Source organism: Pigmentiphaga sp. GD03639, assembly GCF_029845405.1.
GTDB lineage: Bacteria > Pseudomonadota > Gammaproteobacteria > Burkholderiales > Burkholderiaceae_B > Pigmentiphaga > Pigmentiphaga daeguensis.
Genome location: NZ_JAOCLR010000011.1, coordinates 50,526 through 73,278, shown reverse-complemented (window position 1 = coordinate 73,278; position 22,753 = coordinate 50,526). Strand labels below are relative to the sequence as shown.

The following is a 22,753-nucleotide window of genomic DNA, read 5'->3' as shown; positions in this document are numbered from 1 at the left end:
CGCTAACCTCGTGTTATGAACTTCACCGATCTGATCCAACGTTTCGCCGCCCAGGCCCCCGGTACCGACAGTTTTCTCAAGGTCAAGGAAGGTTCGCTGGCGCTGGTCTCCAGCGATTCCGAACACGCCGCCGCCTACTTCCTGATCTACGGTTTCGCCCGCTCCTACGTGCTGCTGTATGAAGACCAGGGCATCGCGCCCGCCTTCGCCGAAACCGCGAAGACCCAGCTCCTTTCCTACATGAACCGGCTCGACGAAGCGTTCAGGTCCGGCACGGCGCAGGATCTCGTCGCCGCCCTGAACTGGATCGTTCTGGACTACGGCCGCAGCGGAAAGATATTTTGAGCGCCCGCCCGGAGGCGCCCGCGGCCGCCTCGTCGCTGTACACGAACCGGCGCGTCGCGCCGCTGCTGGCCCTGGGGTTCGCCAGCGGCCTGCCCCTGGCCCTGACCAGCGGCACGCTGCAAGCCTGGGCCACCGTGGATGGCGTGTCGCTGCAGGCCATCGGCTTCCTGACCCTGGTCGGCTCGGCCTACACGCTGAAATTCCTGTGGGCGCCGCTGATGGACCGCTATACGCCGCCGCTGCTGGGCCGCCGGCGCGGCTGGATGGTGGTCACGCAATTGCTGCTGGCGCTCGCCATCATGGCCATGGGCCTGCTCTCGCCCAGCGAAGCCCTGCTGCCGCTGGCGCTGATCGCCGTGTTCGTCGCCTTCTGCTCGTCCTCGCAGGACATCGCCTTCGACGCCTACCGGACCGACGTGCTGCGCAAGGAAGAACGCGGCGCCGGCGCCGCGGTGTCGGTGCTGGGCTACCGGCTGGCCATGCTGGTGTCGGGCGGCCTCGCCCTCGTCATCGCCGACAGCTGGCTGGGCTGGGGCAACATGTACGTGCTGATGGGCGGCTTGATGGGGCTGGCCGTCCTGGCCACGCTGTGGGCACCCGAACCCGAAACGCCCGCGGCCGCGCCCCGCACGCTGGCCGAGGCCGTGACCGGGCCGCTGGTCGAATTCTTCCGCCGCCCCGGCGCCATCGTGCTGCTGGTGCTGATCGTGCTCTACAAGCTGGGCGATGCCTTCGCCGGCAGCCTGTCCACCGCCTTCCTGATCCGCGGCGCGGGCTTCTCCGCCACCGAGGTCGGCACCATCAACAAGGTGCTCGGCCTGGGCGCCACCATCATCGGCGCACTGGCGGGCGGTTCGCTGCTGGCGAAGCTGGGATTGTTCCGGTCGCTGATGCTGTTCGGCCTGCTGCAGGCCGTCTCCAACCTGGGATTCTGGCTGCTCGCCGTCAGCCCCAAGAGCGTCCTGCTGATGGCCGCCGCCGTCGGCATAGAAAACCTGTGCGGCGGCATGGGCACGGCGGCCTTCGTGGCCCTGCTCATGGGCCTGTGCGACCACCGCTTCTCGGCCACCCAGTTCGCGCTGCTGTCCGCCCTGTCGGCCGTGGGGCGCACCTACCTGGCCGGGCCGCTGGCCCCGCCCATGGTGGAAAACTACGGCTGGGCCACCTTCTTCCTGGTCACCGTGGCCATCGCCCTGCCCGGCATGGTCCTGCTGTGGTGGCGGCGGGCCGACGTGCGCGCGCTGGACCAGGCCTGAGGCGCCCTGGCGGGCGGCGTCAGACGAAGTCGTCGTCCGAGAACGTATCGTCCGAGAATGTATCGTCGGTGAAGGAATCGTCGGCCGACGTGTCATAGGCCTGCGCGCCGCCGTCCGTATCCGGGCGGTCGTCGTTCCCGCTGCCGTAGTAGTTGTTGGTGACGTTCTGCGTGATCGTCTCCGAAGCCGGGGCGTTGCCGGCCAGATGCGCCGCCTGGCCCGCGCCGCCGCCCAACAAGTGCTCGATGCCGTTGAACAGGAACATCCCGCCCGCCACGCCGGCCGCCGTGGCCGCGGCATTGCCCAGGAAGCTGCCCATGGCACCGCCAGCGGCCGGCGCGCCGGCATAGGGAGCCGCGGGCCGGTATTCGGGGCGCTGGCCGATATCGCTGCCGATCATGGAACCGCCGGCGGGTGCCGGGCGCGCCGGCGCCTTGCCCCATCCATCGCCGCCCAGCAGCCCGCCCAGAAAACTGCGCGCGGGCCGGGCTTCCTGCTGCTGCCGCGAGGCGGCCTGGAGTTCACCCACTTGCTGCTCCAGGGCGGCGATGCGCGCCTGCGCGCCCTCCAGCGCATGTTCCAGCAACAGCGCGCGCTGGATGCTCAGGTAGAGCGCATCCGGCTGGCCGGCGGCGCGTTGCCGGATCAAGGCATCGGCCTCGGGGTCCTTGTCCATGCCCCGGACGCCAGCCAGGCGGTCCAGGAAATTGTCGAGCAGGGCGCGTTCTTGCGGCGTCATGAGCGGTTCTCCCGGTATGCCGGCCGAAGGCCGGCGCATTGCTGCGGAGGATGACAGCCGGGGCTTAATCCTGGCTTAAGCGCCGGGACACGTTTCCCCTGCCCAATACACACGCAGCCGGTCATACGCCAGGTTATACACGTAGGTATACGGCAGGAAGAACAGCAGCAACCCGATATCCAGCACCAGCGCTTCCCACAGCGAGATGCTCAGCCACCACGCCGCCAGCGGGACCACGATCAGGATCAGGCCGGACTCGAACCCCACCGCGTGGACCATCCGCACCCGGGTGTCGCGTACCCAGCCCAGGCGGCGCTCCACGCGCTCGAACCCGGCGTTGTAGACCATGTTCCACAGCATGGCGATGAGCGAGATCACCGCCGTCAGCGCGCCCATGTGCAGCAGCGGCTTGCCCATGATCCAGGCCAGCGCGGGCGCGCACAGCGCCACCGCGATGATCTCGAAGCACAGGGCGTGCGCCAGGCGTTCACGCAGCGATTTCTTGTCCTGCAACACGTTTCAACCTCGTTCCGTTGATGTCGTATCGGCATTTTCTGCCATACTTCCGTTAAATAAAATGTAATTACCATCGGTTTTTCCGATAGGAAGCCAGCCATGGCCTATTCCCTGGAAGCGCTGGCGGCCTTCACCCAGGCAGCCGCGCTGGGTTCGTTCTCGGCCGCCGCGCGCAAGCTGGGCAAGCGGCAATCGAGCATCAGCGAAAGCATCGCCAACCTGGAAATCGACCTGGGCGTGCAGTTGTTCGACCGCTCCACCCGCCAGCCCACGCTGACACCGGCGGGCCGGGCGCTGCTGGTGGAGGCGGCTCAGGTCCTGGCCAGCGCCGAGCAACTGGGCCGCGCCGCCGGCCGTTATGCCCAGGGGCACGAGTCGCGGCTGACCCTGGCGCTGTCCGATACCTACCAGTCCGAGCGCTTCGAAGCCATCCTGGCCGCGCTCGATCGCACGTATCCCGACATCGAGTTCGAATGCATGATGTCCGAGGACTGGGACACGGTGGCTACCGTGCAGCGCGGCCGTGCCAACCTGGGGCTGGTGCGCGCGCAGGAGCAATATCCGCCCGACGTGGAGCACCGCACGCTACCCGACCTGTCGGAGATGGTGGTGGTCACCGGCAAGGACCATCCGCTGGCCAGGCTGGGCGCGGTCACCGAGGCCGACCTGCGCGCGGCTCGGGAGCTGCGCATCGCGCCCTACGAGGACGACGGCCGCCGCATCGCGCGAGGCCGCACCTGGTCGGCCCCCTATTACCTGATGCTGCTGGAGATGGCGGTGATGAACTTCGGCTGGGCCAGGATGCCGCGCTGGCTGGTGACCCATTTCGCCGCCGGCAGGCTGGTGGAATTGCAGGTGCCCGGCCAGGAACGCCTGCTGCCCGTGGACGTGGTCTGGTCCAACCAGCGGCCGCTGGGCCCCGTCGGTGCCTGGATGCTGGAGGAACTGCTCAAGGCCTGACCGGATGCGCGGTCAATTCGGCGATGGCCTCGCGCTCGGTGCGGAACACGTGATGGGGCGGCAGCATGGCCGTGACGCCGGAGGTGTCGAACACGTCTTCCACCTGCTTCTTCACGCCCGCCAGGTACAGGTCCACGCCCTGGTCGCGCAGCGTGCCGATCAGGTAGATGAGCGTGTCGACCCCGGTCACGTCGATGCTGTTGATCGGCCCCGCGTAGATCAGCACCCGTTTGATGCCGGGATCGGCCCGGCAGCGCTCGATCACGAAATGCTCCAGCGGGTTGGCCGTGACGAAGCTCAGCCCCGCGTCCATGCGCACCGCCAGCAGGTCCGGCGCCAGCGGCGGCAGGCCGAAGCGCTGGCGGTCCCGCAGGGTACCGTCGGCATGGACCGCGACCTCGACGATGCGGGGGTGCGAGCGCTGATACAGGAAGTAGCCCAGGGACAGGATGAAGCCCGCCAGGATGCCCCATTGCAACTGCGGCGCGGCGATCAGGGTGGCCACGGCCGTGGACGCGGCGATGACGGCCTCGGCGCGCGACGTGGCCCATAGCCGGACAAAGAAGCGCGGGGTGATCAGGTTGGAGACCGGCACGATGATGACGGCCGCCAGGAAGGCCCGCGGCAGGTGGGCGATGGCCGGGGTCAGGAACAGCAGGCTCGCCAGCACGCAGACGAAGGCGAACAGCGCGGACCAGCCCGAGCGCGCACCCACGAACAGGTTCAGCGCCGAGCGCGAGAACGAGGCGCTGACCGGAAAGGCGCCGCTCAGGCCGCTGGCGATCTTGGCCAGCCCCTGGCCGATGAACTCCTGGTCCTCGTCCCAGCGCCGGCGCGTGCTGCGCGAGATGGTCTTGGCACTGGAGAGCGCTTCGACGAAGCTGACCAGCGCGATCACCGCCGCCGCAGGCAGCAGGCTGCGGTAGTCCTCCCAGTCCAGCAGCTTGGGCACGGTGAACTGCGGCAGGCCCGCCGGCAGCGTCCCGACCACGGCGCCGCCCCGCGCGCCGTAGCCGATGGCCCAACTGGCCAGGCCCGTCACCAGCGCGGCAGCCAGCACGATGGGCAGGCGCTTGCTGTGCTTCTTCAGCGCGGACAGGAAGACCAGCGTACCCACGCCAAAGGCGAACGCGGTCCAGTCCACGCTGCCCAGCAGGCCGCGCGGATCGGCCGCGGCCAGCGCGCCCCGCGCCTGGCTCCAGTCCAGCCCCAGCATGGCGGGCAGTTGCGACAGCATGATCAACAGCGCGGCGGCCTGGGTGAACGCGCCCACGACGGAGCCCGGCAGGAAGTTCACCACCATGCCCAGCCGGGTCGCGCCGATCAGCATCTGTATCGCGCCCGCCATCAGCGCCAGCCAGATCGCCAGCTCGACCCAGCGCGCCGACTCGGCTGCCGCCATGCCCGACAGCGATCCCGCCACCAGCATGCTGGTCAGCGCGACGGGCCCCGCGCCCAGCAATTGGCACGATCCCCACAGCACGCTGATGACCGGCGGAATCAGCGCGGCGTACAAGCCGGTGATGGGCGGCATGCCGGCCAGCATGGCGTAGGCCACGGCCTGCGGCACCAGGATCAGGCCGAGCGTGAAACCGGCCCGGGCATCGGCGGCCAGGTCGGCGGCGTTGGGCCGAGGCCAGTTCAGGAAGGGAAGATAGCGGGCGAGCAGAGCGGACATGGAAATGCGCCGGATCGGGATCGGCGGGGTCAGAGGTGGCGCGGCTTGCGCGGCGCGCGCACGGCGAAGTGGTCGTAGACGGCATCGGGCAGCAGGCGCATCAGCCTGGCGACGATGCCCATCTGCCAGGGAATGACGGTGTAGCGGACGCCGCGGTCCAGGGCCCGCGAGGCTTTCTCGGCGAACACGTCGGCATCCATCAGGAACGGCATCGAATACGGATTGCGCGCGGTCATGGGCGTGCGGATATAGCCGGGCGCGATGGTCGTGACCCGTATGCCCTGCGGCGACAATTCGTTGCGCAGGCTTTCGCAGTAGGCGATGACCGCCGCCTTGGAAGCGCTGTACGCTCCCGCGCCGGGCAGCCCGCGTATGCCGGCCACGCTGGCGATACCCGCCAGGTGGCCCCGGCCGGCCTGCTTCATGGCGGGAATGAAGGGCTCGAACGTCGCCACCATGGCGATCAGGTTGGTGTCGATCACGGCGCGGAAAGCGTCGAAATCCCCCATTTCCTCGGTCAACGTGCCGGTGCTGATACCGGCATTGGCGATCACCAGGCCGGTATCGCCCAAGGCCTGGAAATCCCGGGCCGCCGCATGCAGGGCATCGCGGTCACGCACGTCCAGCGCATAGCAGCGATGCTTGCCCGGCAGCGACGCGGCCAGCGCCTGCAAGGCCTCCTGCCGCCGGCCCACCAGGCCCAGCGTGGCGCCCAGGGCCGCATAGCGGCGTGCCAGCGCCTGCCCGATGCCGCTGCTCGCGCCGGTGATGAAGACGTTCATGCTCCCCTCTCGTAACGTCATCATTATCTCCTTTAATCATGTAGTTCTTACCGAAAATCATTAAGAAACCGTCATCGCGCCGCTCCATTGTCGCGGCGGGACAGCGCCGGCCAGCCGTGGACGAATCTGCGATACTGCGAAAAGAACCGCGTCCGCGGCAACAGAGAGCAAGATGACGTCACTTCCCGTTTCCGATGTGCAAGCCGCGCTGGCCGGACTGGTCGGCCAGGCGAATGTCTATGCCGACCCCGCGGACAAGGCCCGCTACGAAACCGGCGCCCGCTACGGCGACGGCAAGGCCGCCCTGGTGGTGCGGCCGGGTTCGGCCACCGAGGTGGCCGCGGTGGTGCGCTACTGCGTGGACACCGGCACGCCGCTGATCGCGCAGGGCGCCAACACCGGCCTGGTGGCCGCCAGCACGCCTGACGCCAGCGGCACCCAGGTCGTGCTGAGCCTGGAGCGGCTGCGCGGCGAGATCGTGATCGACCGCGCCAACCGCACCGCCACCGTGGGCGCCGGCGTCACGCTGCAGGAACTGAACGACAAGCTGGCCGAACATGGCCTGTGCTTTCCCATCGACCTGGGCGCCAACCCCTCGCTGGGCGGCATGATCGCCACCAACACCGGCGGCTCGCGGCTGATCCGCTACGGCGACGTGCGCCACAACCTGCTGGGCATCGAAGTGGTGCTGGCCGATCCGCCCGGGCAGGTGCTCGACCTGATGAGCGGACTGCGCAAGAACAATACCGGCTACGACCTCAAGCAGCTCTTCGTCGGCGTGAGCGGCGCGGGCGGCATCATCACCCGCGCCGTCGTGCAGGTCCATCCCCTGCCGCGCCAGACCGCCACCGCGCTGATCGTGCCCACCAGCCAGGAAGCCGTGCTGGAACTGCTGATCGCGCTGGAAAGCGAGTTCGGCGATTTCCTGACCGCCTACGAAGGCATGTCCAGCTCCACCGTGCAGTCGGTCATCGACCACGTGCCCGGCGTCGCCAACCCCTTCGCGCCCGAACCCATCCCGGACTACTGCCTGCTGGTGGAACTGGCCGCCACCTCGTCGCGCGAAGTGCTGGGCGTGGACCTGCAATCGGCGCTGAACGACTTCCTGGAACGGCAATTCGACGTACTCGTGGCCAACGCCGTGCTGGATGGCGGCCCCGATCTCTGGAAGATCCGCCACTCCATCAGCGAATCCATCCGTCACCAGGGCAAGCTGATCGCCTTCGACATCGCCGTGCCTCGCTCCTCGATGGTCGACTTCCAGACCACCGCGCGGCGGATGCTGGAAGCCGACTTCCCCTGGCTGCGCCTGTTCGACTTCGGCCACTGGGCGGACGGCGGCACCCACTTCAACATCGTCTGGCCCCACGACGCCACGCCCGCCTACGACACGGACACCGTCGAAAAACTCCGGCTGGCGATCTACGACCTGGTCGTCCGCCAGTTCGGCGGCAGCTTCAGCGCCGAACACGGCGTCGGCCCCTACAACGAACGCTTCTACCACCGCTATGCCTCGCCCGAGGCGCAAGCGCTGTCCGGCAAGATCCAGCATGCGATCGACCCGAGTCACGCCCTAGGCCAAGTTCACTTCGGCCCCTCTCCCCAATCCTGACTTTCTCCAGAAAACCAAAAACGGCCTTGCACGGTTAAATGCAAGGCCGTTCTCGTATCCACGATCCAGACCCAGGGCACAGCGGATCCGGCTCCGCCGGTCCGCCAGTGCCGCCCCCTGGGGGGCGCGCGTCAGCGCGTAGGGGGGGTCCTTTCCCTACCGATCAGGAAGTCCGCGACCTGGAGCGCGCCGAGATTGCTGCCGGTCAGCGACGGCGAGGTCAGGTAGCGGCCGTTGATGGCCAGGGTGGGCACGCCGTCGATCTTGTAGGCCTCGGCCAGCTTGGTGGCGCGCTGCACCTTGCTCTGGACGCCGAAGGAGTTGTAGGCGGCCGTGAACTGGGCGCGGTCCAGGCCCTGCTTCTCGGCCCAGTCGAAGATGCGGTTGGCCGTGTTCAGCGGCTGGCGCTGTTCATGGATGGCGGTGAAGACCATGCGATGCAGCTGGTCGACCTTGCCCAGGGCTTCCAGGGTGTAGTACAGGCGCTGCTGCGGCTCCATGCCGGCATTGAAGCGCACCGGCACGCGGCGTACCACGACGTCGGGCGGCAGCTTCTTGATCCAGGCTTCCAGGCTGGGCTCCAGCGCGTTGCAGTGCGGGCAGCTATACCAGAAGAACTCGGTGACCTCGACCTTGCCCGGCGAATCGGTGGCCTGGGGCTGCTGCAGGCGGATGTATTCCGTGCCTTCGCGCGGCTGCTGCGCCTGGGCGGTGCCCGGCAGGGCGGCGACGAAACCGGCGGCCAGGGCCAGGCCGGCGAACATGTGGCGGAAAGCGTAGCGACCGATCATAGAATTCCTTTGGTAACGTGGCCCGGGCGGCAGGCCGGCCGGACGCGGTGGAAACTCGGACCGCGGCAGGCCGCGCGAAGTTCCACCGGGGTCATTTCTTCACGACGGCGGCCTCGATGCCGTTCTCGGCCAGGCGCGCGCGCGTGCGGTTCATGTCGTCGAGCCGGGTGAACGGCCCCACGCGTACGCGGTGCACCGTGCCGGCGGCCACGTCGGCCGTCTCCAGGCGCGCCTCGAACCCCATGAAAGCCAGCTTGGCCTTGAGCGCCTCGGCGTCCTCGATCACGCGATAGGCACCGACCTGGAGGAAATAGGTGCCCGACGCCCCCGCCGCCGGGGCGGGTGGCTGGGAAGGCGCGGCCGCCTGCGGCGCGGAAGGTTGCGCGCCCTTCTTGCTCTTGTCGACGTTCTGGCTGGCCAGGAAATCGCCCAGCGGATCGCGGGTGGCCTGCGGCACCGGCGCGGGCGCCGGCTGCGTGGCCGAGGGGCCCGAGGCCGACGGCGCGCCGGCGGGACCATCCTTGCCGTAAAGGCTGCGGTTCGGATCGGGAGCGTTGGCCGGATCGGGCGGCTGCGCGGGCGAGGCCGGCGGCCGGGTTCCCTTGCTGACGAAGGGCACCGGCGCCTTGGTGATGTAGAACGCCACCAGCACGGCCACCAGCAGGCCGACCAGCAATCCGGCCATCAGGCCGAACATGGTGCCGCCCACCGCGCGCTTGGGCGCGGCCTGGCGCTGGGCCGTGCCGGCCGGTTTGCCGCCGCGGGCGGACTTCGTCTTCGCTGTGGAGGCCATGAATCGTTACATCCGTTGCGGAGCGGAAACGCCCAGCAACGCCAGTCCGTTGGCCAGCACCTGCCGGGTCGCCGCCAGCAGCGCCAGGCGCGCCACCTTCAGCGCCTCGTCGTCCACCAGCACGCGCTCGGCATTGTAGTAGGCGTGGAAATCGGCGGCGCAGTCCTTGAGCCAGAAAGCGACATGATGCGGCGACAGATCGTTGGCCGCGAGCCCCACCATGGACGGAAACTCGGCCAGCCGCTGCAGCAGCAGGAACTCCCGTTCAGCCGTCAGCAGCGACGTGTCGGCGCGCGCCAGATCGGCCTCGTCGCCGCCCCATTGCGCCAGCACGGAACAGATGCGCGCGTGGGCGTACTGGATGTAGTAGACGGGATTCTCGTCGGTCTGCTTGAGGGCGAGATCGACGTCGAACACGAACTCGGTATCGGCGCGGCGCTGGATCAGGAAATACCGCACCGCATCGCGGCCCACCCAGTCGATCAGGTCGCGCATGGTCACGTAGCTGCCGGCGCGCTTGGAGATCTTGACCTCTTCGCCGCCGCGCATGACCTTGACCATCTTGTGCAGCACGTAGTCGGGATAGCCCTTGGGGATACCGACGTCCAGCGCCTGCAGGCCCGAGCGCACGCGCGCCACGGTGCCGTGGTGGTCCGAGCCCTGGATGTTGATGGCCTTGGTGTAGCCGCGCTCCCACTTGGTGACGTGATAGGCCACGTCCGGCACGAAGTACGTATAGCCGCCCTCGGACTTGCGCATGACGCGGTCCTTGTCGTCGCCTTCGCCCAGTTCGGTCGTGCGCAGCCACAGCGCGCCGTCCTGCTCGTAGGTATGGCCGCTGGCGACCAGGCGCTGCACGGTCTGCTCGACCCGGCCCGACGTGTACAGGGAGCTTTCCAGGTAATAGTTGTCGAACTTCAGGTCGAAGGCCTGCAGGTCCAGGTCCTGCTCGCGGCGCAGGTAGGCCACGGCGAACTTGCGGATATCGTCGAGGTTCTCGGGATCGCCCGAGGCGGTGACCGGCTCGGCATCGGCCGCCTGCACCGTCTTGCGAGCCAGGAAGTCCGTCGCGATTTCCGAGATGTATTCACCGCGATAGCCGTCGGCCGGGAAATCCGGATGCTCGGGGCCGAAGCCACGCGCGCGCGCCTGGACGCTGATGGCCAGGTTCTGGATCTGGTTGCCGGCGTCGTTGTAATAGAACTCGCGCGTGACGTTCCAGCCGCTGGCGTCGAACAGCCGGCAAATAGCATCGCCCAGCGCGGCCTGGCGGGCATGGCCGACGTGCAGCGGCCCGGTGGGGTTGGCCGACACGAATTCGACCATCACCTTGCGGCCGTTGGCCGGCGCGCGGCCGAACTCGGCGCCACGCACGCGGATGGCGTCGATCACCGCCTGCTTGGCGGCGGGCGCGATGCGCAGGTTGATGAAACCGGGCCCGGCGATCTCGGCACTCTGGACGAGCGCGTCCGCGCCCGGCAGCGCCAGCAGCGCATCGACGATGGCCTGCGCCAGCTCGCGGGGATTGCGCTTGAGGGGCTTGGCGATCTGCATCGCCACGTTGGTGGCGGCGTCGCCGTGAGAGGCCACCTTGGGCCGCTCGAGCAGCAAGGTGGGCGTGGCTTCGGGGGCGACGGCCTTGACGGCGGCGCCCAGGAGGCCCAGAAGTTGTTCCTGTTGCTCGGGGAGCATGGCTGGAATGATCGCGCTGAATGAAAAACCAAGAGCGGAATGTTAACAGCCGCGGGCCGGAGAGGGGAAAAGCCACGGACCCCGGCGTTCTCTCCTGACGCCGCTCTGTCATCGAAGGTGACACATGATGCTTATGGATACCGAATGGCTCCGGTCGAATGGAGAGAGGTGGCGGCCATCGGGTTGCCCGCTCGGACTTCCGCCATAATGGATACCGGTCAACGACACGGGAAAAGCAACGCCATGATCGTCACCTTCAGATCCAAGGCCGCCGGCGAAGTCATCATGCTGGGCGAGCACGCCAGACCGCTGCTGGAACTGGCCGGCAAGATGCCCGAGATCGCCGCGGGCACGCGCGGCGTCTTCACGCCCGAACAATTGCCCGAGGCCATCCGCCGCATCGAGGCCGCGATAGGCGTCGAGAAGGAGCCTCGCTACGACGAGGACAACCCCGAGGAAAAAGAAAAGGCCGCCAGCCACGTCGGCCTGAGACAGCGCGCCTTCCCGCTGCTGGACATGCTGCGCAAGGCGCAGGCGCAGGACGTCAACGTGACCTGGGAAAGCTGAGGAGCCGCCGCATGACCCGACCACCCTGGCAGGACGTCCTGGACTTCTGGTTCCTGCCTCCCGACGATCCCGGCTACCTGAAGCCGCGCCACGTCTGGTTCCAGAAAAACCCCGACTTCGATGCCGAGATCGAACGGCGCTTCCTGCCGCGGATCGAGCAGGCGGTGGCCGGAGGCCTGCGCGAGTGGAAGCGCGAACTGGGCGGGGCGCTCGCGCGCATCGTGCTGCTGGACCAGTTTCCCCGCAACGTCTGGCGCGGCACGCCGCGCGCCTTCGCCGGCGACCCGCAGGCGCTGGCCGACGCGCTGGAACTGATCGACTCGGGCCGCTACCTGCAACTGCCGCCGGTGCAACGGGAATTCGTCTACCTGCCGCTGATGCACAGCGAGAACCCCGGCATCCAGGAACGATGCGTGGCCCTGTACACGACGCTGGCACAGGAACATCCCGCCTCCCAGAACTCGCTGGACTTCGCCATCCGCCACCGCGACATCGTGGAGCGCTTCGGCCGCTTTCCCCACCGCAACGCCATCCTGGGGCGGGCCAGCACGGGGCAGGAACTGGAGTTCCTGAAACAGCCCGGGTCGGGGTTTTGACTAGGACCAGACGAGCCTAGGACGACGCTGGATCCGCACGACCCCGGTGCTAAACTGGCCTCGTCGCTCTCCTCCAAAGCTGACCATGTACGCAGGAACCGGTATGTACAGCCTGAGCGAAGCGGCTCGTTTGATTGACGTCCCTTCGCGGCAATTGAATCGGTGGCTTTTCGGGTACCACTACCAGAAAAGCCAGGGCGACACGCGCTCGCGCTCCTGGTCTCCCCCGCTGTGGACACCGGCGCTATCCACGCAAGAATTCGACGAAAAGGTCATCGGCTTTCACGACTTGCTGGAAGTTCGCTTCGTCCACGCATTCGTCCAGTACGGCGTACCGCTGCTCGTCGTTCGCAAATGCCTGGAGTCCGCCCAGCAGATCTGGGGCGTCAAATATCCATTCACCACGCTGAAATTCAAAACGGATGGCCGAACGATATTTGGCGAAGCGATTCGGCAAGCTGGAATGGACGAAGCGTTGGTGGATCTGCGGAACAGACAGCATGTATTCCGGGAAATCATCAGCCCGTCGCTGTACGCTGGTATCGAGTATCACCAGGACCAGGCGTCCAGGTGGTATCCATTGCTTAAGCGGGAAGGCATTGTCCTGGACCCTTCCCGCCAGTTCGGAAGCCCCATCGTGGAAGCGGCAGGTACGCCAACCGACATCCTGCACGCGTCATACATGGCCGAAGGCGGAAACGAAGAAGCGATCAAGGCAACGGCTGCGATCTACGACATTCAACCGCGTCTTGTCAGATCTGCCGTCAGGTTTGAGGAAAGCCTGAGGCAACGAGTCCATTGAACTTCCTCCTGGACAACAATCTCCCGCCACAGTGGGCTCCCGCGCTTGCCGAAGCGAGCCAGGGAGTCCTGGCCGGCCGCATCGGTGAAGTCTGCCACCTGCGCAGCCGCTTTCCCAAGAACACAGACGACATCGTTTGGCTGCGGACTCTCGGTGAGGAGCGGGATTGGGCCATCCTGTCCGTGGATGCCTTCCGGAAAAAGAATGGCGCGGAGCGGCAGGTCATTCGCCAGTACGGCCTCTCGGTCTTCGTACTGCAATCGAGCTGGTCCAGCCGGAAGTACTGGGACAAGCTGTCGCAGCTGGTCCTATGGTGGCCCCGAATCGTCGATCAGGCCAACACGGTAGAACGCGCCGCGGTCGAGGTCCCCTGGCGCGTCTCCACCCGCTTCAAGCAACTGTAGCGGCTTGGGCAAGGGGCACCCGGCCCCGTGCCTGACCTGATCACACGCTCACTTCGGCAAGCTTGGTCCCCGCCGTCGCGGCCGGCTGCCCGCTGTCGCGCACATGCCGGTTGACCGCGCTCAGCACGGCCTTGAACGAAGCCGTGACGATGTCACTGTCCACGCCCACGCCGAAGCCGGTCGGGGCATCGCCCACCCGCACTTCCACATAGCAGGCGGCGGTCGCGTCGGCGCCCACGCCTATCGAGTGCTCGTGGTAGTCCATCATCCGCATCGGCATGTCCAGCGCCTGCACGAAGGCGTCGATCGGGCCGTTGCCGGTGCCCACCAGGGTGCGCGCCTCGCCGGCGACCTGCACGTCCACCTCGACCCGCACGCCGCCGTCGATGCTGGCCATGCGATGGCGGACGAAGCGATAAGGCTCGTGCTGCTCCAGGTATTCACTGCTGAAGATGGAGTAGACATCGGCGGCGACGACCTCCTTGCCGGTTTCGTCGGTCACGCGCTGGATGGCGCGGCTGAACTCGATCTGCAGGCGGCGCGGCAAGTCGAAACCATATTCCTGCTGCAACAGGTAGGACACCCCGCCCTTGCCGGACTGGCTGTTCACGCGAATGACCGCGTCATAGCTGCGGCCCAGGTCGGCCGGGTCGATGGGCAGGTAGGGAACGTCCCAGACGGCATCCGGCTGGCGCTGCGCGAACCCCTTCTTGATCGCATCCTGGTGCGAACCCGAGAACGCGGTGAAGACGAGGTCGCCCACGTAGGGATGGCGCGGGTGCACCGGCAATTGGGTGCAGTATTCGACGCAGCGGCGCACGTCGTCGATGTCGGAGAAGTCGAGCCCGGGCGAGATGCCCTGGCTGTAGCAGTTCAAGGCCAGGGTGACCAGGTCGACGTTGCCGGTGCGTTCGCCGTGGCCGAACAGGCAGCCCTCGATGCGCTCGGCGCCGGCCAGCACGGCCATCTCGGCCGCCGCCACCGCGGTGCCGCGGTCGTTGTGCGGGTGGACGCTGAGGATGATGCTGTCGCGATTGGCCAGGTTGCGGTGCATCCACTCGATCTGGTCGGCGTAGATGTTGGGCATCGCGCACTCGACCGTGGCGGGCAGGTTCAGGATGATCTTGCGGTTGGGCGTCGCGCCCCAGGCCTCGACCACCGCATCGCACACTTCCTTGGCGAAATCGAGCTCGGACGAACTGAACACCTCGGGCGAATACTGGTAGACCCATTCGGTGTCAGGACGCGCGTCGGTCAACTCCTTGATGAGACGGGTGCCTTCCAGCGCGATCTGCTTGACTTCTTCGCGCGACATGCCGAACACGATGCGGCGGAAGGCCGGCGCAATGGCGTTGTACATGTGCACGATCACCCGGCGGCCGCCCTCGACCGACTCGATGGTGCGGCGGATCAGTTCTTCGCGCGATTGCGTCAGCACCTCGATGGTGACGTCCTCGGGCACCCGGTTCTGGTCGATCAAGCCGCGGATGAAGTCGAAATCCGTCTGCGAGGCCGAGGGAAAGCCGACCTCGATTTCCTTGAAGCCGATCTCGACCAGCTTCTCGAACATGCGCGTCTTGCGCTCGCCGTTCATGGGCTCGATCAGGGCCTGGTTGCCGTCGCGCAGATCGGTGCTCATCCAGATCGGCGCCTTGGTCATGCGGCGGTTGGGCCAGCTACGCTCGGAAAAGTCGTAGGCGGGAAAGGGGCGGTATTTCGCCTCGGGATTCTTCAACATGATGGACTGCTCCTGCTACTGCGGACTCGGAATGGACGGATGGACCGTGTGAGTGGCCGAGAGGGGGCTGCCGAACTGCCACGGGGACGCTAGGCCCGGCAACCGATCGGTAGTAGTAGCGAGGAGGCGATGAGGGCGACGATCGCGCGCACGTCGGCACCCGGCGCGGCTTGGCGCAGGGAGGCGGCGGAGCGGATGGCGGAGGTGGCCATGGTTGCGATCGTGCTTGGGGAAAAATGCGGATAGATGTGATAGTCAACCACAAATTCGGATCGCTGGCAAGCCGCCTGGGCAAAAACTACGACGCCATCAGGCACCGGCGATGTCGGCGAGATGGTCGGCCGTCCATATGAGGAACGGAGCCTGCGCCCGCAAGGCCAGCAGGTCCGCAGCGCCAGTCACCAGGGCCTCGGCCCCGGCGACATGGGCGAGCACGACGAAGACCTGGTCCTTCTTATCACGGCATTCGGGCAGGATCGGCCAGACGGCGGGCAACGTGACAACCTCGGCATACGGAAGAAAATCCGCGAGCAGGTCGTTCTGGTCACTCGCTGACAACCGGAACTTGGGATAAGCCAGGACACGCAGCAATTCATTGGCGGTAGCCCGGCAGACCAGAGGCGCAAGCCTGCCATCCTGCCAGGCCCGACGCATCCAAGCCAGCCGGCCTGAGGTGAACATCAGCGCCGACAGCACGATGTTGGTGTCGAGCACGACGCGACGCGTCATCGCCGTGCCCAAGCAAGGGCCTCTTCGATATCCTGCTCGGTGATGCCCAGTTGCTCCAGCTTGTCACGGACGGCTTGAGCCTGATGGACCCTGACCGGGGTCAATACGATGCGTCCGTTCTCGACCGTTACGTCGAAATAGTCCGTCTCGTCCACGCTGGAGACCGCGGCCTTGGGCAAGGTGATCTGGTTTTTCGATGTCAACTTGGCAAGCATAGGAAACTCCACAAACCAATAATTCTTACTTCCTTACTTGATCATATCAAGGAATCACGCCCTATCTAAGTCCGGGGTAAACCCGGGATACCCCCCTGCCCAACGCCGGTTCACCATCATCCGACAACCAGAAGGAGACTGCCGTGGCAAGCTACCAGGCCTTCCATGCCCACTCGGTGGACGAACCCGGGCCATTCTGGAGCGAGCAGGCCCGGCTCGTCGACTGGCACGCGCCGGCCGCCCAGCCCCTGGACCTGTCGCATCCTCCCTTCTCGCGCTGGTTCGTCGGCGGACTGACCAATCTCTGCCATAACGCGGTCGACCGGCACCTGGCCGAACGCGGCGGCCAGCCCGCGCTGATCCACGTCTCGACCGAGACCGGCACCGAGTCCGCCTACACCTACGCGCAGTTGCACGACGAAGTGAACCGGATGGCCGCGGTGATGCAGGCCCTGGGCGTGCGGCGCGGCGATCGGGTGCTGATCTACATGCCCATGATCCCCGAGGCCGCGTTCGCGATGCTGGCCTGCGTGCGGATCGGCGCCATCCACTCGGTGGTGTTCGGCGGCTTCGCCTCGGCCAGCCTGGCCACGCGCATCGACGATGCCCGGCCGACGCTGGTGGTGTCGGCCGATGCCGGATCGCGCGCGGGCAAGGTGATCCCCTACAAGCCCCTGCTGGACGAGGCGCTGCGCCTGGCCTCGCATGCGCCGGCCAGCGTGCTGCTGGTGGACCGGGGCCTGGCGCCCATGTCCTTGCAGGAAGGGCGGGACCACGACTACACGGCGCTGCGCGAGCGGCATGCGCATGCCCGCGTTCCCTGCGTCTGGCTGGAGTCGAACGAGCCCTCCTACATCCTCTACACCTCCGGCACCACGGGCAGGCCCAAGGGCGTACAGCGCGACACCGGCGGCTACGCCGTGGCACTGGCCGCGTCGATGCGCCACATCTTCTGCGCGCAAGCGGGCGACGTGATGTTCACCACCTCCGACGTCGGCTGGGTGGTGGGCCACAGCTACATCGTCTACGGGCCGCTGATCGCAGGCATGACGACGCTGATGTACGAAGGCACGCCGGTGCGCCCCGATGGCGCGATCTGGTGGAAGCTGGTGGAGCAGTACCGCGTCACCCACATGTTCAGCGCGCCCACCGCGATACGGGTGCTGAAGAAGCAGGATCCGGAAACGCTGCGCCGCCATGATCTTTCCACACTGCGCACCTTGTTCCTGGCCGGCGAGCCGCTGGACGAGCCCACCGCGCGCTGGATACACGAGGCCATCGGCAAGCCGGTGGTCGACAACTACTGGCAGACCGAGACCGGCTGGCCCATGCTGGCGCTGCCGCGCGGAGTGGAGGACCTGCCCACCAAGTTCGGCTCGCCCGGCCTGCCGGTGTACGGCTATCGGCTGAAGATCGTGGACGAACAGACGGGCGAGCCGTGCCCGCCCGGGCGCAAGGGCGTGGTGGCGCTGGAAGCGCCGCTGCCGCCGGGCTGCATGTCCACGATCTGGGGCGACGACGAACGCTACGTGTCCACCTACTGGTCGGGCTTTCCCGGCAAGCTGCTGTATTCCAGCTTCGACTGGGGCATCCAGGACGAGGACGGCTATGTCACCATCCTGGGCCGCACCGACGACGTCATCAACGTCGCGGGACATCGGCTGGGCACGCGCGAAATCGAGGAAAGCGTCTCCAGCCATCCGGACATCGCCGAGGTCGCCGTGGTGGGCGTGCAGGACGCCCTGAAGGGCCAGGTCGCGATGGCCTTCGCCATCGCGCGCAGCGTCGAGCGTGCCGCGACACCCGAAGGTCGCATGCGGCTGGAAGGCGAGGTCATGCAGACGGTCGAACGCCGGCTGGGCGCGGTGGCCCGCCCGGCGCGGGTGTTCTTCGTGAACGCGCTGCCCAAGACACGCTCGGGCAAGCTGCTGCGGCGGGCCATCCAGGCCATTGCCGAAGGGCGCGACCCCGGCGACCTCACCACCATCGAGGACGCCGGCGCGTTGCAGCAGTTGAAAGAGGCGATGTTTCCGCCGGCCTAGCGCTTGGCGGCCGCGGCCAGCGCCTGGCAGAAGGCCCGCGCCGCGGGCCCCGGCGGCGCGTCCACCCGATGCGCCAGATAGGCCTCCGACGCCAGCGAGCTGTCGCGGCCCAGCGCCGACACGGCCAACCGCACCAGCCGGCCCTCGGCCAGGTCCCGCTCCACCTGCCATGCCGGCAGGCGCCCCCAGCCCACGCCCGCAAGGATGAGCTGGTGCTTGGTGTCCTGCGTGTTGACGCGACAGGTCTGCGGCGAAAGCACGCCGAAGTCCTGTCCCGGCGTCAACGAGGAAGGATCGGCCAGCACGATCTGCAGATGGCCAGCCAGGTCCGCCATCTGCAAGGGCGGGGCCGTTGCCGCCAGCGGGTGGGATGCGCCGGCCACCGCCACCACCTCGACCGCCGCCAGGGCTTGCATGGCGATCTTCGGACTGCGGAAGTGCTCGCCCACCGTGATGCCCACGCCATAGCGCCGATCGAGCAGACCCGACAGCGGCCCGCCCAGCGGCTCGACCGCCAGCCGCACCGCCACGGCCGGGTAGCGGGACCGCATGGCATTCAGGGCCTGCGCCACCCACGCTATCGGAAACAGCGTGTCCACCACCAGCGCAAGCTCGAGTTCGACGCCCTCGCCCATGCCCCGCGCCCGAGCCCGCATGGCGTCCACGCGCAGCAGGATGTCCCGCACGTTGCTCAAGAGCGCCTGCCCCTCGTGAGTCAGGACAGGGCGATGTCCGCCGCGATCGAACAGCGCGACGCCCAGTTCTCCTTCCATCCTGGCGATGGCATGGCTGACGGCCGACTGCGCGCGCCGCAGCCGGCCGGCCCCCGCCCGGAAGCTTCCCGTTTCCGCCACGGCGGCGAACACACGCATCTGGTCCAGGGTCAGGGCGTCGATCATGATCGATTATTTGGATAGAAAACATCTAAATAATGTCACTTTTGTCGATCGACGGCCAACCCTATGCTGGCAGCCTGACGAACAGGAATGCACGATGCGGGCAAGCCATCAAGACATCGCGGTACGGGAAAAGAACAGCTGGGCGAGTGTCGCGGTCATCGTCGGCGGCGGCGTGGTGCTGGCGCTGCAGGTCGGCAAGGCCTCGATCGCCGCGCCGCTGCTGCGCGCCGACATGGGACTGGACCTGGCCGCCATCGGCTGGCTCACGGCCGTCATCGCCGTGCTCGGCATGCTGGGCGGCATGCCCGCCGGATCGCTGGTGGCGGCCCGTGGCGACCGCCGCGTCTTTCTTGCCGGCCTGGGCACCAGCGCGCTGGGCGCGGCACTGGGCGCGGGCGCGCCCGGCTATGCCTGGCTGCTGGCTTCCCGTCTGCTCGAAGGCCTGGGGTTCCTGCTGGTGGTCGTCGCCGGGCCGGCGCTGCTGCAACGCGTGGTCGCCGCCGCACAGCGCGATCTGGCCTTCGCGCTGTGGAGCTGCTTCATGCCCACCGGCATCGCGCTGGCGATGTTGCTCGGTCCCCTGTTCTCGTCCTGGCGGATCTTGTGGTGGAGCAGCGCGGCGCTATCGTTGGCCGCTGCGGCCTCCGTCCTGCTGCTTCCTCCTTCGGCGCGCGGCGCTTGGCGGGGATGGCGCGACACGGGCCGCGACGCGCTGGCGACGCTGCGTGGCCGGGACCCCTTGCTGCTGGCCGCGGGATTCGGACTGTACAGCCTGCAGTTCTTCGCGCTGTTCAATTTCCTGCCCATCCTGCTGACCGAACGGATGGGGATGCCGCTACAGACCGCCGGGCTCCTGGCCGCCGCGGCCACGGCGGCCAACATCGCCGGCAATCTCTGCGCCGGCATCCTGATGGAGCGCGGGGTGGCCAGATGGGCGCTGGTGGCCTGCGGCAGCGTCGTCATGGGCCTGGCGGGAAGCGGGGTCTTCCTGTCCGTGCTGCCCGACGCCGGCAGCTTCGCGCTGTGCATGCTTTTCTCGGCCGCCGGCGGACTGATCCCCGCCACGCTGCTGGCGACGGCTCCGCGCGCGGCGCCCAGTCCGGCCCGGGTGCCGCTGGTGGTCGGGCTGATGATGCAAGGCAACAACCTGGGCCAGGTCGTGGGTCCGGCCGCGGTCGGCGGCCTGATCCAGTCATACGGCTGGCCCGCCGCGGCGGGCATCGCCGGCGTGGCGGGCGTGCTGGCGCTGGCCGTGGCCCTGGGACTGCGACAGTCCGGAAGATGAATGGCAGGGACTTGAAATGCGCGCGATCGTCCAGAGATTGGGTTCAGGGGATGCCGCAATCGGGTCCCCGGTGAAACTTGCTGACTATCAGGAGATTCGAGCCATGAACGCTACTTTTTCGCTGGCGCCCTTGTTCCGCCAATCGGTCGGATTCGACCGCTTCAATGACCTTTTCGAGTCCGTCTTGCGCAACGACACGGGCAGCACCTATCCGCCCTACAACGTCGAGAAGCGCGGCGACGACGACTACCGCATCGTGATCGCGGCGGCCGGGCTACGCAACGAAGACCTGGACCTGCAGGTCGAGAGCGGCGTGCTGACCGTTACCGGCGGCCGCCGTGAAAAAAGCGAAGAGGCCGTCACCTACCTGCACCAGGGCATCGCGCAACGCGCGTTCAAGCTGTCGTTCCGCTTGGCCGACCATATCGAAGTGCGCGGAGCGCATCTCGAGAACGGCCTGTTGAACATCGACCTGGTCCGGGAAGTGCCCGAGGCGGCCAAGCCCCGGCGCATCGAGATCGGCAGCGCCGCCCCCGCGCCGCGCGAGCAACCCGCGCTGGCCAACGCCGCCTGACGGCACGGCGGAGCGGCAACGCTCCGCCCTTCTTCCTTACGCCGCTGCATCCCACACGTCGTGGCTGCGCGGCGTATCGATGCGATAGTCCGTATAGGGCCGCTGCAGCAGTTCGGCTCCCAGCCGCCTGGCCGCGCCGACCGGGTCGCGGGGGTCGCGCGCGACTTCGCCCCGGCGATTGCCCGAACCGTGCACATACCCGACGAAGGCCGAATGGCTGTACCGGGCGAATTCCTGCACCTGGTGCACGATGCCCAATCCCGCTCCGGGATAGCTTTCTTCCGAGGCCAGCGTCAGCGCCAGCCGCTTGCCCTGCATGCGCGTCATCACCTCGGCATGATGCGGGTAGGCGGCCGAGTAATAGGCGAACGACCGGTCGAAGAAAGCCTTGGTCTGCGCCGACATTCCGTACCAGTAGATGGGCGTGCAGAACACCACGCCGGCGGCGGGCAGGAACTCTTCCAGGAAGAGTTCGCCGTAGCGATCGGCCGGCAGCCCGGACGCAGGCGTACGGTCGCCCAGGAATCCGCTGATGTAGTCGTCCAGGAAACGCAGGCGTGGGGCAAGTCCCGCCTCCTGCGCGCCGGTCTCGACCGCGCGGGCCAGCAGTGCACTGTTGCCGTCCCGGCGGGGGCTGCCGATCAGGATGAGTATCGAAGAAGATGAGTCCATGTCATGCATTCCCGTAGAAAGAAGTTTCCCGGACTCGCCGGGGATGGAAAGAATGTAGGGGCATGCCGCGGTTATTGGCGAATGAGCTTCTTTCCAATAAGATGAATTGAATTCATCTCCAGGCCACTCATCCAGTGTTCGCCCGACTGCCTCTGAGCGCCCTGCGCACGTTCGAAGCCGCCGCGCGGCTGCGCAGCTTCAAGCTGGCCGCGCAGGAACTGCACGTCACGCCCACCGCGGTGTCCCACCAGATCCGGACGCTGGAGCACCACCTGGGGGTGGCCCTGTTTCAGCGCGAGGCGCGCGGCGTGACGCTGACCGCGCCGGGGGTACGGCTACTGGAAACCGTGCACGGCGCGCTCCTGGACATCGGCCAGGCCATGGACGCCCTGCGGCCGCGGCCCGGCACGGGCGTGGTCACCGTCACCACCACGCATTCCTTCGCCGCCCTATGGCTCGTGCCCCGGCTGGGCCGCTTCTACCAGGAACATCCCGGTTGCGAAGTGCGGCTGGACGCCACCGAGCGCGTGGTCGACCTGTTGCAGGACGCCAGCGTGGACGTGGCCATCCGCTACGGCGGGAACGAGCCGCCGGGCCTGCTGGCACCGGCGGCGCTGGCCGAGTCCTTCGGCGTCTATGGCACGCCGGCGGCCGTCCGCGCGGCCGCCAAGGCCAGGCCGACACTGATCTCGGTGCAATGGCGCGACTCCACCCTGTACGAGCAGGGCTGGCGGCAGTGGTGCGCGGCGGCGGGCCTGCGCTGGCTGGACGGACGGCCGTCCATGCGGCATTACGAGGAAGAGCACTACGCCTTGCAGGCCGCGATCGCGGGCCAGGGGCTGGTGCTGGCGAGCTCGGTCATGGTCTCGGATGCCGTCGGCGCCGGGCTGCTGAAGCCGTTCAAACCGCGAATACGCGTGCCGGGCGACCGCTATACCGTGTTGTGCGCTCCCGGCCGCGAACGCCACCCTCCCGCGCGCGCCTTCCTGGCCTGGATCGAAAGGGAGTTCGCCGGCGCGCGCGACGGCCAGCCGGTCGGCCGGCCGACTCGGTGAAGTGCCAAAAT

General features: G+C 67.6%; 24 protein-coding genes. 12 read left to right on the top strand and 12 right to left on the bottom strand.

Features of this window, described 5'->3' with window-relative positions; translation table 11 throughout:
- The first annotated feature begins 15 nt into the window (after positions 1-15).
- Both N5K27_RS14055 and N5K27_RS14050 read left to right on the top strand, forming a co-directional pair.
- Positions 16-345: a hypothetical protein gene (locus N5K27_RS14055; RefSeq protein ID WP_087838841.1), complete on the top strand. Its 330-nt coding sequence runs from the start codon at positions 16-18 to the stop codon at positions 343-345.
- Positions 342-1,601: a muropeptide transporter gene (locus N5K27_RS14050; protein WP_279817191.1), complete on the top strand. Its 1,260-nt coding sequence runs from the start codon at positions 342-344 to the stop codon at positions 1,599-1,601. The genes N5K27_RS14055 and N5K27_RS14050 overlap by 4 nt, the downstream gene beginning before the upstream one ends.
- Before the next feature lie 19 nt (positions 1,602-1,620).
- Here the strand turns inward: N5K27_RS14050 and N5K27_RS14045 are convergent, their stop codons facing one another.
- Together N5K27_RS14045 and N5K27_RS14040 are read right to left on the bottom strand one after the other, a co-directional pair.
- Positions 1,621-2,340, bottom strand: a complete 720-nt coding sequence (locus N5K27_RS14045) for a DUF2076 domain-containing protein (protein WP_279817190.1) — start codon at positions 2,338-2,340, stop codon at positions 1,621-1,623.
- Positions 2,341-2,415: 75 nt separating this feature from the next.
- Positions 2,416-2,856, bottom strand: a complete 441-nt coding sequence (locus N5K27_RS14040; protein WP_279817189.1) for a multidrug/biocide efflux PACE transporter — start codon at positions 2,854-2,856, stop codon at positions 2,416-2,418.
- A 99-nt stretch (positions 2,857-2,955) separates the two neighbouring features.
- Here N5K27_RS14040 and N5K27_RS14035 point away from each other — a divergent pair, with 99 nt between their 5' ends.
- A complete protein-coding gene (locus N5K27_RS14035; protein ID WP_087838843.1) occupies positions 2,956-3,816 on the top strand; it encodes a LysR family transcriptional regulator in 861 nt (286 codons plus the stop codon).
- On the opposite strand, the gene N5K27_RS14030 is transcribed toward N5K27_RS14035, so the two are convergent.
- A complete protein-coding gene (locus tag N5K27_RS14030) occupies positions 3,806-5,494 on the bottom strand; it encodes a SulP family inorganic anion transporter (RefSeq protein WP_132979711.1) in 1,689 nt (562 codons plus the stop codon). The genes N5K27_RS14035 and N5K27_RS14030 overlap by 11 nt on opposite strands.
- 29 nt (positions 5,495-5,523) lie before the next feature.
- On the bottom strand, positions 5,524-6,276 hold the full coding sequence (locus N5K27_RS14025) for an SDR family oxidoreductase (protein WP_279817188.1): 753 nt from the start codon (positions 6,274-6,276) through the stop codon (positions 5,524-5,526).
- Between the two features lie 172 nt (positions 6,277-6,448).
- Here N5K27_RS14025 and N5K27_RS14020 point away from each other — a divergent pair, with 172 nt between their 5' ends.
- Positions 6,449-7,888: an FAD-binding oxidoreductase gene (locus tag N5K27_RS14020; RefSeq protein ID WP_279817187.1), complete on the top strand. Its 1,440-nt coding sequence runs from the start codon at positions 6,449-6,451 to the stop codon at positions 7,886-7,888.
- A 131-nt stretch (positions 7,889-8,019) separates the two neighbouring features.
- On the opposite strand, the gene N5K27_RS14015 is transcribed toward N5K27_RS14020, so the two are convergent.
- The 3 genes from N5K27_RS14015 to argS form a co-directional block, all read right to left on the bottom strand.
- The gene (locus tag N5K27_RS14015) at positions 8,020-8,679 is read right to left on the bottom strand and encodes a thiol:disulfide interchange protein DsbA/DsbL (protein ID WP_254914597.1); all 660 of its coding nucleotides are present in this window, start codon (positions 8,677-8,679) and stop codon (positions 8,020-8,022) included.
- Between the two features lie 91 nt (positions 8,680-8,770).
- Positions 8,771-9,376, bottom strand: a complete 606-nt coding sequence (locus N5K27_RS14010; RefSeq protein ID WP_243724519.1) for an SPOR domain-containing protein — start codon at positions 9,374-9,376, stop codon at positions 8,771-8,773.
- 102 nt (positions 9,377-9,478) lie between these two features.
- Positions 9,479-11,164, bottom strand: a complete 1,686-nt coding sequence (gene argS, locus N5K27_RS14005; protein WP_279817186.1) for an arginine--tRNA ligase — start codon at positions 11,162-11,164, stop codon at positions 9,479-9,481.
- Between the two features lie 243 nt (positions 11,165-11,407).
- On the opposite strand from argS, the gene N5K27_RS14000 reads away from it, so the two are divergent.
- From N5K27_RS14000 to N5K27_RS13985, 4 genes are all read left to right on the top strand, one after another.
- A complete protein-coding gene (locus N5K27_RS14000; RefSeq protein WP_087838849.1) occupies positions 11,408-11,731 on the top strand; it encodes a DUF1840 domain-containing protein in 324 nt (107 codons plus the stop codon).
- Between the two features lie 11 nt (positions 11,732-11,742).
- Positions 11,743-12,327 carry a DUF924 family protein gene (locus N5K27_RS13995; RefSeq protein WP_087838850.1) on the top strand — a complete coding sequence of 195 codons (585 nt, stop codon included), beginning with the start codon at positions 11,743-11,745 and terminating at the stop codon, positions 12,325-12,327.
- Between the two features lie 103 nt (positions 12,328-12,430).
- A complete protein-coding gene (locus N5K27_RS13990; RefSeq protein ID WP_243724505.1) occupies positions 12,431-13,129 on the top strand; it encodes a DUF433 domain-containing protein in 699 nt (232 codons plus the stop codon).
- Positions 13,126-13,533 (top strand): hypothetical protein, encoded by a 408-nt coding sequence (locus tag N5K27_RS13985; RefSeq protein ID WP_087838852.1) that lies wholly within the window; start codon positions 13,126-13,128, stop codon positions 13,531-13,533. Before N5K27_RS13990 ends, N5K27_RS13985 begins: the two co-directional genes overlap by 4 nt.
- 40 nt (positions 13,534-13,573) lie before the next feature.
- Here the strand turns inward: N5K27_RS13985 and leuA are convergent, their stop codons facing one another.
- From leuA to N5K27_RS13970, 3 genes are all read right to left on the bottom strand, one after another.
- On the bottom strand, positions 13,574-15,274 hold the full coding sequence (gene leuA, locus N5K27_RS13980) for a 2-isopropylmalate synthase (protein ID WP_279817247.1): 1,701 nt from the start codon (positions 15,272-15,274) through the stop codon (positions 13,574-13,576).
- Positions 15,275-15,580: 306 nt separating this feature from the next.
- On the bottom strand, positions 15,581-16,000 hold the full coding sequence (locus tag N5K27_RS13975) for a putative toxin-antitoxin system toxin component, PIN family (RefSeq protein WP_279817185.1): 420 nt from the start codon (positions 15,998-16,000) through the stop codon (positions 15,581-15,583).
- Complete coding sequence (locus N5K27_RS13970) at positions 15,997-16,215, bottom strand: AbrB/MazE/SpoVT family DNA-binding domain-containing protein (RefSeq protein WP_087838855.1); 219 nt, start codon at positions 16,213-16,215, stop codon at positions 15,997-15,999. The genes N5K27_RS13975 and N5K27_RS13970 overlap by 4 nt, the downstream gene beginning before the upstream one ends.
- 95 nt (positions 16,216-16,310) lie before the next feature.
- On the opposite strand from N5K27_RS13970, the gene prpE reads away from it, so the two are divergent.
- Entirely contained in the window at positions 16,311-18,257 is a 1,947-nt protein-coding gene (gene prpE / locus N5K27_RS13965; protein ID WP_279817244.1) for a propionate--CoA ligase, read from the top strand.
- On the opposite strand, the gene N5K27_RS13960 is transcribed toward prpE, so the two are convergent.
- Positions 18,254-19,156, bottom strand: coding sequence for a LysR family transcriptional regulator (locus tag N5K27_RS13960; protein WP_279817184.1), 903 nt, complete (start codon positions 19,154-19,156; stop codon positions 18,254-18,256). The two genes, prpE and N5K27_RS13960, sit on opposite strands and share 4 nt — an antisense overlap.
- A 94-nt stretch (positions 19,157-19,250) precedes the next feature.
- Here N5K27_RS13960 and N5K27_RS13955 point away from each other — a divergent pair, with 94 nt between their 5' ends.
- Both N5K27_RS13955 and N5K27_RS13950 read left to right on the top strand, forming a co-directional pair.
- Entirely contained in the window at positions 19,251-20,441 is a 1,191-nt protein-coding gene (locus tag N5K27_RS13955; RefSeq protein WP_279817183.1) for an MFS transporter, read from the top strand.
- Positions 20,442-20,544: 103 nt separating this feature from the next.
- A complete protein-coding gene (locus tag N5K27_RS13950; protein ID WP_087838859.1) occupies positions 20,545-21,015 on the top strand; it encodes an Hsp20 family protein in 471 nt (156 codons plus the stop codon).
- A gap of 36 nt (positions 21,016-21,051) precedes the next feature.
- Here the strand turns inward: N5K27_RS13950 and N5K27_RS13945 are convergent, their stop codons facing one another.
- Positions 21,052-21,687, bottom strand: coding sequence for a flavodoxin family protein (locus N5K27_RS13945; protein ID WP_087839099.1), 636 nt, complete (start codon positions 21,685-21,687; stop codon positions 21,052-21,054).
- A gap of 134 nt (positions 21,688-21,821) precedes the next feature.
- Here N5K27_RS13945 and N5K27_RS13940 point away from each other — a divergent pair, with 134 nt between their 5' ends.
- Positions 21,822-22,742 (top strand): LysR substrate-binding domain-containing protein, encoded by a 921-nt coding sequence (locus N5K27_RS13940; protein ID WP_279817182.1) that lies wholly within the window; start codon positions 21,822-21,824, stop codon positions 22,740-22,742.
- Positions 22,743-22,753 lie beyond the last annotated feature (11 nt).

Excerpts from the sequence above, each read along its gene's own strand:
- N5K27_RS14055 (WP_087838841.1), top strand. The coding sequence starts at position 16 with ATGAACTTCACCGATCTGATCCAACGTTTCGCCGCCCAGGCCCCCGGT.
- N5K27_RS14045 (WP_279817190.1), bottom strand. The coding sequence starts at position 2,340 with ATGACGCCGCAAGAACGCGCCCTGCTCGACAATTTCCTGGACCGCCTG.
- N5K27_RS14035 (WP_087838843.1), top strand. The coding sequence starts at position 2,956 with ATGGCCTATTCCCTGGAAGCGCTGGCGGCCTTCACCCAGGCAGCCGCG.
- N5K27_RS14030 (WP_132979711.1), bottom strand. The coding sequence starts at position 5,494 with ATGTCCGCTCTGCTCGCCCGCTATCTTCCCTTCCTGAACTGGCCTCGG.
- N5K27_RS14025 (WP_279817188.1), bottom strand. The coding sequence starts at position 6,276 with ATGAACGTCTTCATCACCGGCGCGAGCAGCGGCATCGGGCAGGCGCTG.
- N5K27_RS14020 (WP_279817187.1), top strand. The coding sequence starts at position 6,449 with ATGACGTCACTTCCCGTTTCCGATGTGCAAGCCGCGCTGGCCGGACTG.
- N5K27_RS14015 (WP_254914597.1), bottom strand. The coding sequence starts at position 8,679 with ATGATCGGTCGCTACGCTTTCCGCCACATGTTCGCCGGCCTGGCCCTG.
- N5K27_RS14010 (WP_243724519.1), bottom strand. The coding sequence starts at position 9,376 with ATGTTCGGCCTGATGGCCGGATTGCTGGTCGGCCTGCTGGTGGCCGTG.
- argS (WP_279817186.1), bottom strand. The coding sequence starts at position 11,164 with ATGCTCCCCGAGCAACAGGAACAACTTCTGGGCCTCCTGGGCGCCGCC.
- N5K27_RS14000 (WP_087838849.1), top strand. The coding sequence starts at position 11,408 with ATGATCGTCACCTTCAGATCCAAGGCCGCCGGCGAAGTCATCATGCTG.
- N5K27_RS13995 (WP_087838850.1), top strand. The coding sequence starts at position 11,743 with ATGACCCGACCACCCTGGCAGGACGTCCTGGACTTCTGGTTCCTGCCT.
- N5K27_RS13990 (WP_243724505.1), top strand. The coding sequence starts at position 12,431 with ATGTACAGCCTGAGCGAAGCGGCTCGTTTGATTGACGTCCCTTCGCGG.
- N5K27_RS13975 (WP_279817185.1), bottom strand. The coding sequence starts at position 16,000 with ATGACGCGTCGCGTCGTGCTCGACACCAACATCGTGCTGTCGGCGCTG.
- N5K27_RS13970 (WP_087838855.1), bottom strand. The coding sequence starts at position 16,215 with ATGCTTGCCAAGTTGACATCGAAAAACCAGATCACCTTGCCCAAGGCC.
- N5K27_RS13960 (WP_279817184.1), bottom strand. The coding sequence starts at position 19,156 with ATGATCGACGCCCTGACCCTGGACCAGATGCGTGTGTTCGCCGCCGTG.
- N5K27_RS13955 (WP_279817183.1), top strand. The coding sequence starts at position 19,251 with ATGCGGGCAAGCCATCAAGACATCGCGGTACGGGAAAAGAACAGCTGG.
- N5K27_RS13950 (WP_087838859.1), top strand. The coding sequence starts at position 20,545 with ATGAACGCTACTTTTTCGCTGGCGCCCTTGTTCCGCCAATCGGTCGGA.
- N5K27_RS13945 (WP_087839099.1), bottom strand. The coding sequence starts at position 21,687 with ATGGACTCATCTTCTTCGATACTCATCCTGATCGGCAGCCCCCGCCGG.